A 13,545-nucleotide genomic window follows, 5' to 3' on the forward strand; every position below is an offset into this window, starting at 1 on the left:
GGACGGGTCGGCAGACTGGATGTCATGACAGCGAGATCAATGAGCAAGGGGTCCAACCTTCCCGTCGACGCCCAGGCGGTGCGCGTCGAGCTCGCTTGGGCCGCTGGGGCCGGTGTGCCCGACATCGACGGGTCGGCTCTGCTGCTCACGAAGACCGGGCGGGCGCGGGACGACGGCGACTTCGTCTTCTACAACCAGCCGCGGCACACCTCCGGCGCCGTGACGCACCTGGGGAAGCGGAGCGCCGCCGGCGCCGCGACCGACACGGTCGAGGTGGACCTGCGCCTGCTGGAACCGGCCGTCGAGAGAGTCGTGCTGTGCGCGTCGTCCGACGGCGGGACGTTCGGCCAGGTGCCGGGACTGATGCTCAGGCTGCTCGAGGCCGGTACGGGAGCCGAGATCGCGCGGTTCGACATGGTGGCCGGGACGGAGACCGCGTTCATCGGCGGTGAGCTGTACCGGCGGCAGGGAAAGTGGAAGTTCCGTGCGGTGGGGCAGGGATACGCCGCGGGGCTCGCGGGGCTGGCCACCGACTTCGGTATCACCGTGGACGATGCTCCCCGGACGGCAGCGGACTCCACGACGGCTGCCGGCTCCACCACGGCACCTGGCGCGACGAGGACTCCTGCCGCGGCCACAGTGTCACCAGTCCCGCCCGCGGTACCCACCACCCCGCCCCAGCCCCCGGTCGCGCCGGCCACCTCCGCCCCGGTGCCCCCTGCCCCCGTTCCTCCGTCCGTCCCGTCGGCCGTCCCCCCGACCGCTCCACGGCTCACCAAGGGTGAGGAGCGGCTGCCGGTGGACATGCGCAAGCGGCTGTCCCTGCGCAAGGAGCAGGTGGCGGTCAGCCTGCGCAAGCACGGGGCCGCCGGGGTCACCGCGCGCGTGGTCCTCGTACTGGACGCCTCCGGTTCCATGTCCTTCCTGTACTCCAAGGGAGTGGTGGCGGACGTCGTCGAACGGATGGCCGCGGTTGCCGCGCAGCTGGACGACGACGGTGAGATGCAGGCCTGGACGTTCGCCTCGCATCCGGCGCGGCTGCCGGACCTGCTCCTGGGCGAGCTGCCCGAATGGCTCCGGCTGCACGTACGGGTGGGAGAGATGAGCCTCTTCCGGCGCGGACGGAAGAAGGGGCTGGACCCGCGCCAGGTCGACATGCGGGAGGTCGGCATCCAGAACGAGGAACAGAAGGTCATCGCCGAGGTCCGCTCGTTCGTCAGGGACAGCCCCGCGGCGGCCCCGACGCTTGTGCTGTTCTTCTCCGACGGCGGTGTCTACCGGAATACCGAGATCGAACGGGAGCTCCGCGAAGCGGTGGAGGAACCGATCTTCTGGCAGTTCGTGGGCCTCGGCCGGGCGAACTACGGCGTGCTGGAGCGGTTCGACACGCTGCCCGGACGCCGCGTCGACAACGTCGGGTTCTTCGCCGTCGACGACATCGGCACTGTGCCGGACCCGGAGTTGTACGACCGCCTGCTGTCCGAGTTCCCCCAGTGGATCACCGCAGCGGGCCAAGCGGGCATTCTCCGACCCTGAAGACCGCTCCTCAGGCCTGTACGGGCACAGGGCGGCGAAGCCGGGCCCACCCCGGCTCACGCCCCTCGGTGCGGAGCTCTGGGACGGGCTCCGCCGGTGAGGGAGCGCATGCCGACGGCTGGGCGGTCCGCATGCTTCGGCTCGTCCGGTGGGGCCGGCTCCGGTGGGGCCGGCTCCGGTGGGGCCGGCTTATTCGATTGTTCCGGCTATTCGGGCTTGTGTTCCGGCCCTCCGAAGTCCGGGCTGCTGTAGTCCGGACTCGAGTAGCTCGGCCGTCGGCCGCGGTTCGTACCCTCGCCGGGACTGGTGAACCCCGGCCGGTCGTATCCGAGATGCGGGATGCGGCCGGCCGGTTCGGACGGCGCCGCGGAGTGCAGTGCGGCCGCGGCACCCGGGTCGGCGAGCGCGTCCCGCAGGAACGGGATGATCCCCTGTTCCCGCAGTGCCTCGTGCCAGGCTTCCCTGGCCAGGGACAGCTCCTCGTCGGCTTCACCGTACGGCCCGCTCCGGGCCGAGGGCTTGTTGCGCAGGGCGGTCAGCAGCAGACCCACCGCGGCGACCAGGATGGCGACCGCGGTCACGGCGCCGAATGTCCAGCCCGTGGTGAGCATGGTCCGGGCGAAGACCGCGCCGGGATCGAGCATGCGCAGGATGTAACCGACGAGCAGGAATATCGCGGCCGCGGTGCCGGCCAGAACAGGTGCCAGGACGGCGATGACGGCGACGGCGCCCGCGCCGGCGGTCTCGGCGACCTCTCCCATGGTGGTGGCGAGCCCCGCCGTTTCCGGCCCCGGCTCGGAGGAGCCGGATGCCCGGGTGGGCGGGGTGGACGACGCCGGTGGCCGGCGCAGTTCCTCGCGGACCTTGGTGTAGTGCTGGTATTCGGTTGCCGCGGCCACCGTGATGATCGCGGTGGCGTTGAGTGCCATCGTGCGCAGTTGTTCGGAGGTGAGCCGCTGTCCGACCGTGGCCAGTTCCGGGCGTTGTGGTGCGGAGCGCAGCACCGCATCGAGAATCCGCGCGTAATCCTGGCGGTCCTCGGTCAACAGATGCTGCGGAACGCTGTTCATGTGCATCCCCCGATGCTCCGTAGGGCTTGTGACTCGGCATGCCGACGAGCCGTTGGGCAGAAACGGAGGGGAGCCTGCTACGGATAGGTCGATGGTAGAGCGCCAACGGTGCACCGTGACAGGGGGTTTACCGAAATTGGCCTTGGTTCGGTGTGGTTCCGGGCCGGGGGTGCCGGGTCCGGAACCCGCTCACTGGGCGAGCGGCAGTCGCTGGACCAGCAGCTTTCCGTCCATCGTCACGCCACCGTCCATCGCGATGGCCAGTCCCTCGGCATAGACGTGCGGACCCTCGACGACAGGACCGTTGCCGTCCTCGCCGTCCTCGGAGCCTACTTCGCCCAGCAGATACGGAATGGGGCTGTGCCCGTGAACAACCCGGGTGCCGCCGTACGTATCCAACAGCGAGCGCACCGCTTCGGCGCCGCCCTCGTCGCGGAAGGAGAACCGCTTGGTGAACTTGCGGAACAGGTCCCAGACCTCGTCGGCGTCGTTGCGGGTGATCGTCTCGCGGACGGTGTCGTTGACTTCCTCGATGGAACGGCCGTAGTCGAGGTAGGCAGTGGTGTCGGAATGCAGCAGCAGATGGTCGTCGACGGTCTCGACGGCGTCCAGGCGGGCCATCCACTGCAGGTGGTGGTCCTGAAGGCGGTCCATGTCGGTCTTCTGCCCGCCGTTGAGCAGCCAGGCGGCCTGGAAGGTGGCGGTACCCGCGCCGGAGTTGACGGGGGTGTCGCCGAACCGCTTGGCGCCGAGCAGCAGCAGCTCGTGATTGCCCATCAGGGCCTTGCAGTAGCCGCCGGCCGCGGCGGCCTCGGCGGACAGCCGCATCACGAGGTCGATGACGCCGATGCCGTCCGGGCCGCGGTCGGTGAAGTCGCCGAGGAACCAAAGCCGTGCGGGGCCGGCGCACCACTGGCCCGCGGAGTCGATGAGGTCCTGCTCCTGGAGGGCGGCCACCAGCTCGTCGAGGTAACCGTGGACGTCGCCGACCACGTACAGCGGGCCGGGCCCGGTGGCGGGCTGGGGTGCGGGTGCGGACGCGGGGTCGACGGTCACCTGCACAGTGTCACCCCGATTGATGACCGGGAGGTCCCGTTGCGTAGGCGTGTATCCCTCCGGGTGGCTCGTCTCGGAGGGCGGGGCCACATCGCCGGGGTGCATGCTGTGGGCGTACGGACCGGTCTCGTGGACGTAAGCGGGCACCCGGAAGTCGCGCACCGTCGCTGGGCGCTCCACCGCGGGTCCTTGACCGGCCCCCTGAGTCATCGACCCCTCCACCATCAAGCCGCAACTGCACCGCGTCGGACTGCCTGGTCGCAGCGGCCCGCGGTGTCGTGGGCCCATCATAGGAATGCGGATCGCGCCGTGTGATGACCCAGGGGTGGTGAATCGGCGCACGCGTCCAGTTCGCTGCTACTTTTGCCCCGTTTTGGCAAAATTCTCGGCTTCTGCTCGGGGCCTCGGCCGCCCAGGTGCCGTCCGGAGACGGTGCGGGCTCCTCAGAGGACCGCGACCGCTCCCTCCGGGAGACCGGCCCGTTTCCCGCGGAGGAGAGCTCCGAGAGCCGGAGGAGGGGCGGAGGGTGCGGCGCCGCTTCACTCTCGCGGAAGCAATGGCCTCATCCCTTCGGGAGCCGCTGCCCCACCCTCCCCGTTCCCTGCCGGGTCATCCCTGACGGAAGCCGCTGCCGCCGAGTCCCCTCCGCTCCGCTGCCGAGCTCTCGCCGTCCGTCAGGTCCGTTCCGGTGACCGTGGCGGGCTGACCGTCGTACGTGGCGGGCGGCGCTGCGACGAGGTGCGCACGATCAGCTCGGTGGGTATGACCTGCGCCACTGTGTGCTCGGCATTGACGCCCTCGATCGCGTCGATGAGCAACTGGACCACGGCCGTGCCGATACGGCGCGGTTTGAGCGAGAGCGTGGTGACGGGCGGCTCGGTGTTGGCGTAGACGGTCGACTCGCTGCAGCAGACCAGTAACAGGTCCTCCGGGACGCGCAGGCCGTAGCGGCGTGCGGCGGCGAGCAGATCGGTGCCGTTCGGGTCGAACAGACCGTAGACGGCGTCCGGGCGGTCGGGGCGGGCGAGGAGACGGTCGGCGGCGACGGCTCCCGCGCACGGATCGTGTGCCGGATAGGCCTCGTACACCGGATCCTGGCCGACGCGTTCGCACCAGTGCAGATATGCGGTGGTCGACAGGTGGGTGTACGTGTCGGTCGTGGTCCCGGTCAGCAGGCCGATGCGGCGGGCGCCGGCGTCGGCCAGGTGGTCGAGGATCCCGAGGACCGCTGCTTCGTGGTCGTTGTCCACCCAGGCGGTGACCGGGAGCGAGCCGGCCGGGCGACCGTCGGAGACGACCGGTAAACCCTGCCGGACCAGTTCGCTGACGACCGGATCCTGGTCCGAGGGGTCGATGACGACCGTGCCGTCCAGGGCGACGTTGGACCACACGTCGTGGCGGGAGGTCGCGGGGAGGATCACGAGGGCGTAGCCGCGGGCCAGGGCGGCGGAGGTGGCGGCGCGCGCCATCTCGGCGAAGTACGCGAACTCGGTGAAGGTGAAAGGTTCTTCCCCGTACGTGGTCACGGTCAGGCCGATGAGCCCCGATTTGCCGGTGCGGAGCGTACGGGCGGCGGCCGAGGGACGGTAGCCCAGTCTGTCGGCGACCTCGCGGACGTGGCGCCGGGTGGCGTCCGGGAGCCTGCCCTTGCCGTTGAGGGCATCGGAGACGGTCGTGATGGATACTCCGGCTGCGGCGGCCACGTCCCTGATGCCCGCCCGACCCGGCCTGCTGCTTCGGCGTGAGGTTTCCGCGCGGCTCACCTGGTGCTTCCCTGCTGCTGTCATGGCGAGCCGATAGTAGGGCTCATGCGGTGGGGTAGGGCGGACGCATATGCGCGCATTGACAGGCACGTTTCTGCATGATCATTGAGTATTAATCTCCTTGGAAAACAAGGGTGTTGAACGTTTCAATACCAGGATCTGGTGTCTCGGCGCATACGGACCTGTCGAGGGGGCGATGTTGCGAAGAGGTCTCAACTCACCTGCACGAGGGATGCGCGCCACGGCGCAAGCCACCGGCGCATAGATATATGTGTGAAGCGCCCCCTGCCCGGACGCTCTTTGTGCGCCTTCGCGGCGTGATGCCCCTGTTGCTGAAGAGACTGAGGTGGCTCATGGGGCTGATCGCCCTTGCGGTGTCACTGGGCAGGCGCGCCCCGCAGGCGCGCCCCGCGGCCCGCACCTCGGCCCGCACCTCGGCAGGCCCGTCCTCGCCGTCACCGCTGTGCACGTCTACGCAGTGACGCCGAATCCTCATAAGGTGTGGAGTATTGGATGTCGGCGGCGGTCAAGGGCCGCCGGTCTTCGGAGGAGGACTGCGGTGAGTGAGACGAGCCCCAAGCTGCGCGCCGAGCTGGAGGGTATTCCCACGTACAAGCCGGGCAAGCCGGCGGCGGCCGGGGGGCCGGTGGCCTACAAGTTGTCCTCCAACGAGAACCCCTATCCACCGCTGCCGGGGGTGATGGAGGCTGTGACGTCCGCGGCGTCCTCCTTCAACCGCTACCCCGACATGGCCTGTACGTCGCTGATGGCGGAGCTGTCCGAGCGCTTCGCCGTCCCGGTCTCCCACCTGGCCACCGGCACCGGCTCGGTCGGCGTCGCCCAGCAGCTGCTGCAGGCCACCTCGGGCCCCGGCGACGAGGTGATCTACGCGTGGCGTTCGTTCGAGGCGTACCCGATCATCACCAGGATCAGCGGTGCCACCCCTGTGCAGGTGCCGCTGACGCCGGGCGATGTGCATGATCTGGACGCGATGGCCGAGGCGATCACCGAACGGACCCGGCTGATCTTCGTCTGCAACCCCAACAACCCGACCGGCACGGTGGTGCGGCGGGCGGAGCTGGAACGTTTCCTCGACCGGGTGCCCCGGGATGTCCTGGTGGTGATCGACGAGGCGTACCGCGAATTCATCCGCGACCCCGAGGTCCCGGACGGCGTGGAGTTCTACCGGGACCGGCCCAACGTCTGCGTCCTGCGGACCTTCTCCAAGGCCTACGGTCTGGCGGGGCTGCGGATCGGCTTCGCGATCGCCCATGAGCCGGTGGCCGCGGCGCTGCGCAAGACGGCGGTGCCGTTCGGCGTGAGCCAGGTCGCGCAGGAAGCCGCGATCGCCTCGCTGCGTGCCGAGGACGAGCTCATCGGCCGGGTCGGGTCGCTGGTGTGTGAGCGCAACCGTGTCATGGAGGCGCTGCGTGCCCAGGGCTGGGAGGTGCCCGAGACCCAGGCCAACTTCGTGTGGCTGAGGCTGGGGGAGCGCACGACGGCGTTCGCGCAGGCGTGCGAGCAGGCGGGTGTGGTCGTCAGGCCCTTCCCCGGTGAGGGCGTGCGGGTGACGGTCGGCGAGGTTGAGGCCAGCGACATTTTCCTGAAGGTGACGGAAGCCTTCCGCGAGGAGCTGTAGCCGCACACGGCCCGGTATGGGGTCAGGAGTGCCGGGCGACGGGCCGGCCGTCGCCCGGCACTCCTGTGGTTCGACCGTTACCGGCGAGGGGTTGACGTCACAGGGGACCCCCCTTCCGAATCCGAAAAGCAGTAGGTCATAATTGCTTGTGAATGTGAACGCGTTCACAAGCGCGTCCTGTTTTCGCCCGGATGTCGGGGATGAACAGGATCAAGCGGTCGTTGTGACACGGCGATGCAAGGCGATGTAAGGAGTGCGACGTGGACCTGGCTCTGGCGCCGGAGACGCTGGCGCGATGGCAGTTCGGCATTACCACCGTCTATCACTTCCTCTTCGTTCCCCTGACGATCTCGCTGGCCGCTCTCACGGCCGGGCTGGAGACCGCCTGGGTGCGCACCGGGAAGGAGAAGTACCTCAGGGCGACGAAGTTCTGGGGGAAGCTCTTCCTGATCAACATCGCGATGGGTGTGGTCACCGGCATCGTGCAGGAGTTCCAGTTCGGCATGAACTGGTCCGACTACTCGCGGTTCGTCGGTGACGTCTTCGGTGCCCCGCTCGCCTTCGAGACCCTGATCGCCTTCTTCTTCGAGTCCACCTTCATCGGCCTGTGGATCTTCGGCTGGGACAAGCTGCCCAAGAAGATCCACCTGGCCTGCATCTGGATGGTCTCCCTCGGCACGCTGCTGTCGGCGTACTTCATCCTGGCGGCCAACTCCTGGATGCAGCACCCGGTCGGCTACCGGATCAACGAGGAGAAGGGCCGGGCGGAACTCACCGACTTCTGGCTGGTGCTCACCCAGAACACCACGCTCAACCAGGTCTTCCACAGCTTCTCGGCGTCCGCGCTGACCGGTGGCGCCTTCATGGTCGGCATCGCCGCCTTCCACCTGATGCGCAAGAAGCACATCTCGGTGATGCGGACGTCGCTCCGGCTCGGCCTGGTCACCATGGCCGTCGGAGGCATGTTCACCGCGATCAGCGGAGACACCCTCGGCAAGGTCATGTACGAGCAGCAGCCCATGAAGATGGCCGCCGCGGAGGCGCTGTGGGACGGCGAGAGCCCGGCGCCGTTCTCCGTGTTCGCTTACGGGGACGTGGACAAGGGGCACAACGAGGTGGCCCTGGAGATTCCCGGGCTGCTGTCCTTCCTCGCCCACGGCGACTTCGAGTCGTACGTGCCCGGTATCAACGACACCAATGAAGCCCTGCAGGAGAAGTTCGGCCCCGGTGACTACAAGCCCATCGTCCCCGTCGCCTACTGGGGCTTCCGGTGGATGATCGGCTTCGGCATGGCGTCCTTCTCGCTCGCGCTGCTGGGGCTCTGGCTGACGAGGAAGAGGTTCCTGCTGCCGGCCGCCCTGCGCACCGGAGAGGACGAGGTGCCGCATCTGGTGCTGCTGAAGAAGCCGCTGGGCGCGAGGCTCACCCGGCTGTACTGGCGCCTGGCGCTCTGGACCATGGCGTTCCCGCTGATCGCCAACGCCTGGGGATGGATCTTCACCGAGATGGGCCGGCAGCCCTGGGTCGTCTACGGCGTGCTGCAGACCCGGCACGCGGTTTCCCCCGGAGTGTCCCAGGCCGAGGTCATCACCTCGATGACCGTCTTCACCCTGCTGTACGGCGTTCTGGCCGTGGTGGAGGTCAAGCTGCTCGCCAAGTACGTCAAGGCGGGCCCGCCCGAGCTCACCGAGGCCGATCTCAACCCACCCACGAAGATCGGTGGCGATCTCCGTGACGCCGACAAGCCGATGGCCTTCTCGTACTAGGCCCGAGGGAGCCGCAGAGTCATGGAACTGCACAACGTCTGGTTCGTTCTGATCGCCTTCTTGTGGATCGGCTACTTCTTCCTGGAGGGCTTCGACTTCGGGATCGGCATCCTCACCCGGCTGCTCGCCCGTGACCGCACCGAGAAGCGGTTGCTGATCAACACCATCGGCCCCGTCTGGGACGGCAACGAGGTATGGCTGCTCACGGCCGGAGCCTCGACCTTCGCGGCCTTCCCCGAGTGGTACGCCACGCTCTTCTCCGGCTTCTACCTGCCGTTGCTGGTCATCCTGGTCTGCCTGATCATCCGCGGTGTCGCCTTCGAGTACCGGGTCAAGCGGCCGGAGGAGCACTGGCAGCGCAACTGGGAGACGGCGATCTTCTGGACCTCGCTCATCCCTGCGTTCCTCTGGGGCGTGGCCTTCGGCAACATCGTGCGCGGGGTGAAGATCGACGCCGAGTTCGAGTACGTGGGCAACGTCTGGGACCTGCTCAACCCGTACGCGCTGCTGGGCGGTCTGGTCACGCTGACGCTCTTCACCTTCCACGGTGCCGTGTTCGCCGCGCTCAAGACCGTCGGTGACATCCGGGACCGGGCCCGGCAGATGGCCCTGCGGGTAGGGCTGCTCACCGCTGTCCTCGCGCTGGTCTTCCTGGGATGGACGCAGATCGACAGCGGTGACGGCGCGAGCCTGGTCGCGATGGTCGTCACGGTCGCCGCACTGGTCGCCGCCCTGGTGGCGAACCAGGCAGGGCGCGAGGGCTGGTCGTTCGCCCTGTCCGGCGTCACCATCGTGGCTGCCGTGACGATGCTCTTCCTGACGCTCTTCCCGAACGTCATGCCGTCCACGCTGAATGCGGAGTGGAGCCTCACCGTCACCAACGCCTCCTCCAGCGACTACACGTTGACGATCATGACCTGGCTCGCGGTGATCGCTCTGCCGCTCGTCATGCTCTACCAGGGCTGGACGTACTGGGTCTTCCGCAAGCGGATCGGCACCCAGCACATCGCCGATCCCGTGCACTGAGGTGTGTTTCACGTGAAACCAATCGACCCACGACTGCTCCGCTACGCCCGTGCCACGCGGCTCTTCCTGGTGGCGGTGGTCGCCCTGGGCGTCGTCGGCGCGGTGCTGGTGATCGCTCAGGCCATGCTCATCGCCGAGGTGGTGGTGGGTGCCTTCCAACACGGCATGGTCGTGGCCGACCTCGGCACCCCTCTGGTGCTTCTGGCCTGCGTCGCGGTTGGCCGTGCCCTGGTCGGCTGGCTCACCGAGCTGGCCGCGCACCGGGCGAGCGCGGCAGTCAAGTCGGAGCTGCGGGGCCGGCTGCTGGAGCGGGCGACGGCACTCGGCCCGGGGTGGCTGACCGGGCAGCGGACGGGCTCGCTGGTCGCCCTGGCGACCCGCGGGGTCGATGCCCTCGACGGCTACTTCTCGCGTTATCTGCCCCAGCTGGGGCTCTCGGTGGTCGTTCCGGTGGCGGTGCTGGCGCGGATCGTCACCGAGGACTGGGTCTCGGCCGCGATCATCGTCGTCACCCTGCCGCTCATCCCAGCCTTCATGATGCTGATCGGCTGGGCCACCCAGTCCCGGATGGACCGGCAGTGGGAGCTGCTGTCCCGGCTGTCCGGCCACTTCCTGGACGTCGTGGCCGGGCTGCCGACGCTGAAGGTGTTCGGACGGGCCAAGGCGCAGGCGGAGTCGATCCGGCGGATCACCGCCGAGTACCGCAGGGCGACCATGCGGACCCTGCGGATCGCCTTCATCTCCTCCTTCGCGCTGGAACTCCTCGCCACTCTCTCGGTGGCACTGGTCGCCGTGACGATCGGCATGCGGCTCGTGTACGGCGACATGGACCTGTACATCGGCCTGCTCATCCTGATCCTCGCGCCCGAGGCGTATCTGCCTCTGCGGCAGGTCGGCGTGCAGTACCACGCGGCGGCGGAGGGACTGGCCGCCGCAGAGGAGATTTTCGAGGTCCTGGAGACACCCGTGCCGACACCAGGGACCGGGGCGGTGCCATCGGGTGCCCTGTCCTTCGAGGGCGTGACCGTCCGCTATCCCGGACGGTCGGCGGACGCCGTGTCGGACGTGTCCTTCTCCGTCGAACCCGGTGAGACGGTCGCGCTCGTCGGACCGAGCGGGACGGGCAAGTCGACGCTGCTCAACGTGCTGCTGGGGTTCGTGCGGCCGGCCGAGGGACGGGTGCGGATCGGGGGAGCGGATCTCACCGGTATCGATCCGGCCCAGTGGCACAGCCAGGTGGCCTGGGTGCCGCAGCGACCGCACTTGTACGCCGGGACGGTCGCCGAGAACGTACGCCTGGCCCGGCCCGACGCGGACGACGACGCCGTCCGCCGGGCTCTGCGGGACGCGGGCGCCCTGGAGTTCGTGGACGCGCTGCCCGAGGGCATCGGCACGGTCCTGGGCGAGGACGGGGCGGGACTGTCCGCGGGGCAGCGGCAACGTCTCGCGCTGGCCCGTGCGTTCCTCGCGGACCGGCCCGTGCTGCTGCTCGACGAGCCGACGGCCGCACTGGACGGCGCCACCGAGGCCGAGGTCGTGACGGCGGTACGGCGCCTGGCAGCCGGCCGGACGGTGCTGCTGGTGGTACACCGTCCGGCGCTGCTCGCGGTGGCGGACCGCGTGGTGCGGCTGACGGAGACCGCGCCCGGCGACCGGCCGCTGCCCGAGCACGGCGGCACCGTCCTCGGTGCCGGCCGGGAGCGGGCGGACATCCAGCCCGCACTCGACTGGGAACGGGTGGAGGAGGCCGAGCCCGCCGACTCCGCAGGCCCGACGCCGGCCGAGCCGGTCACGGAAGCCGGAGCGGGGGGCGTGCTGGCCCGCGTTCGTGCCATGTCCGGTGCCCGTCGAGGGCGGCTCACGCTCGCACTGCTGCTCGGCAGCCTCGCGCTGGGCAGCGCCGTGGGCCTCATGGCGACGTCCGGGTACCTCATCTCCCGGGCCTCGCAGCAGCCGCCCGTGATGTACCTGATGGTCGCCGTCACGGCGACCCGGGCCTTCGGTATCGGGCGGGCCGTGTTCCGGTACGCCGAGCGGCTCGTGTCGCACGAAGCGGTTCTGCGGATGCTGGCCGACACCAGGGTCGCGGTGTACCGACGGCTGGAGCGGCTGGCACCCGCCGGACTGCGCGGGGTCCGCCGGGGCGACCTGCTCTCCCGGCTGGTCGCCGACGTGGACGAGCTTCAGGACTACTGGCTGCGCTGGCTGCTGCCGGCGGGTGCGGCGGTCGTCGTCTCGGCACTGTCGGTCGGCTTCACGGCCTGGCTGCTCCCCGAGGCCGGTGCCGTCCTCGCGGTCGGGCTGCTCGCGGCAGGGGCGGGTCTGCCCCTGCTCACGGGCGCCGTGGCCCGGCATGCGGAGCGCAGGCTGGCGCCCGCCCGTGGAGTCCTCGCGACCTGTGCCACCGACCTGCTCACCGGGACCGGGGAACTGACGGTCGCCGGGGCTCTGCCCGCACGGACCGCCGAGGCCCGGCGGGCCGACGGCGTGCTCACCCGGATCGCCTCGCGCGCCGCCACCGCCACCGCCCTCGGCGACGGGCTCATCGCACTCGTCTCGGGCCTGACCGTCACGGCCGCGGCCCTCGTCGGCGTCCAGGCAGTGGCCACCGGCCGGCTGGACGGAGTGGCACTGGCCGTTGTCGTCCTCACCCCGCTCGCGGCCTTCGAGGCCGTACTCGGGCTGCCGCTCGCGGTGCAGCACCGGCAGAGGGTGCGCAAGAGCGCCGAGCGCGTGTACGAGGTCCTGGACGCCCCGGTGCCCGTACAGGAGCCGGAGCAGCCCCACCGGGCGCCCGCGTCGCCGTTCCCGCTCGTGGTCAGGGGACTCGAGGCCCGGCACGCCGGGCAGGGACGGGACGCCCTCGCCGGGCTGGACCTGACGCTGGAGCAGGGTCGCAGGATCGCGGTGGTCGGCCCGTCCGGCTCCGGCAAGACGACGCTTGCACAGGTGCTGCTGCGGTTCCTGGACCCGGGTGCCGGTTCGTACACGCTGGCCGGTGTGGACGCGTACGCCCTGGACGGCGACGACGTACGAGGACTGGTCGGGCTGTGCGCGCAGGACGCCCACCTCTTCGACAGCTCCGTACGCGAGAACCTGCTGCTCGCGAAGCGCGAAGCCACCGAGGAAGAACTGCGCGACGCGCTCGCCCGGGCCCGGCTGCTGGAGTGGGCCGACAGCCTGCCCGACGGCCTGGACACACTCGTCGGCGAGCACGGGGCGCGGCTCTCCGGCGGCCAGCGGCAACGCCTGGCACTGGCCAGGGCGCTGCTGGCGGACTTCCCCGTGCTGGTGCTGGACGAACCCGCGGAGCATCTCGACCTGCCGACCGCCGACGCGCTCACCGCCGACCTGCTGGCCGCCACCGAGGGCCGTACGACGCTGCTGATCACCCATCGGCTGGCCGGGCTCGAGGCGGTGGACGAGGTGATCGTGCTGGACGAGGGACGTGTGGTGCAGCGCGGCGGGTACGGGGAACTGGCCGCTGCGGCCGGACCGCTGCGCCGGATGGCGCGGCGCGAGGCGGAGTCGGACCGACTGGTGGAGCTGGTGGAGGTGGGCTGACCGGGCACGACGGGCACGTGTGACGAGGCGGGCGCGCCCGGGGCCGTGTGCGTGACGCGAAAATACTTTACGGGGTGTCAACCTCGATCAAAAGGGACCCTGTTCGGCGGTATCCCTGGTCCATC

The 13,545-nt window shown here is 69.8% G+C and carries 8 protein-coding genes; 5 read left to right on the plus strand and 3 right to left on the minus strand.

What is annotated here, in order from left to right:
- Window positions 1–24: 24 nt before the first annotated feature.
- Window positions 25–1,536 carry a VWA domain-containing protein gene (locus tag ACFYQA_RS03630; protein WP_388910953.1) on the plus strand — a complete coding sequence of 504 codons (1,512 nt, stop codon included), beginning with the start codon at window positions 25–27 and terminating at the stop codon, window positions 1,534–1,536.
- A gap of 206 nt (window positions 1,537–1,742) precedes the next feature.
- Here the strand turns inward: ACFYQA_RS03630 and ACFYQA_RS03635 are convergent, their stop codons facing one another.
- From ACFYQA_RS03635 to ACFYQA_RS03645, 3 genes are all read right to left on the minus strand, one after another.
- Entirely contained in the window at window positions 1,743–2,612 is an 870-nt protein-coding gene (locus tag ACFYQA_RS03635; RefSeq protein ID WP_388910955.1) for a hypothetical protein, read from the minus strand.
- A 183-nt stretch (window positions 2,613–2,795) separates the two neighbouring features.
- Window positions 2,796–3,887, minus strand: a complete 1,092-nt coding sequence (locus ACFYQA_RS03640; RefSeq protein WP_388911113.1) for a metallophosphoesterase — start codon at window positions 3,885–3,887, stop codon at window positions 2,796–2,798.
- Window positions 3,888–4,336: 449 nt separating this feature from the next.
- The gene (locus ACFYQA_RS03645; protein ID WP_388910958.1) at window positions 4,337–5,449 is read right to left on the minus strand and encodes a LacI family DNA-binding transcriptional regulator; all 1,113 of its coding nucleotides are present in this window, start codon (window positions 5,447–5,449) and stop codon (window positions 4,337–4,339) included.
- Between the two features lie 535 nt (window positions 5,450–5,984).
- Between ACFYQA_RS03645 and hisC the strand changes: the two genes are divergently transcribed.
- The 4 genes from hisC (at window position 5,985) to cydD (ending at window position 13,420) form a co-directional block, all read left to right on the plus strand.
- Window positions 5,985–7,064 carry a histidinol-phosphate transaminase gene (gene hisC, locus ACFYQA_RS03650; RefSeq protein WP_388910961.1) on the plus strand — a complete coding sequence of 360 codons (1,080 nt, stop codon included), beginning with the start codon at window positions 5,985–5,987 and terminating at the stop codon, window positions 7,062–7,064.
- Between the two features lie 260 nt (window positions 7,065–7,324).
- Window positions 7,325–8,830 carry a cytochrome ubiquinol oxidase subunit I gene (locus ACFYQA_RS03655; RefSeq protein ID WP_386399751.1) on the plus strand — a complete coding sequence of 502 codons (1,506 nt, stop codon included), beginning with the start codon at window positions 7,325–7,327 and terminating at the stop codon, window positions 8,828–8,830.
- Window positions 8,831–8,851: 21 nt separating this feature from the next.
- Window positions 8,852–9,856: a cytochrome d ubiquinol oxidase subunit II gene (gene cydB, locus ACFYQA_RS03660; RefSeq protein WP_388910964.1), complete on the plus strand. Its 1,005-nt coding sequence runs from the start codon at window positions 8,852–8,854 to the stop codon at window positions 9,854–9,856.
- A gap of 12 nt (window positions 9,857–9,868) precedes the next feature.
- Window positions 9,869–13,420, plus strand: a complete 3,552-nt coding sequence (cydD, locus tag ACFYQA_RS03665) for a thiol reductant ABC exporter subunit CydD (protein ID WP_388910967.1) — start codon at window positions 9,869–9,871, stop codon at window positions 13,418–13,420.
- The last annotated feature ends 125 nt before the right edge of the window (window positions 13,421–13,545 follow it).

Origin of the sequence: Streptomyces sp. NPDC005774 (assembly GCF_042871645.1) — a bacterium.
Taxonomy (GTDB): Bacteria; Actinomycetota; Actinomycetes; order Streptomycetales; family Streptomycetaceae; genus Streptomyces; species Streptomyces pratens.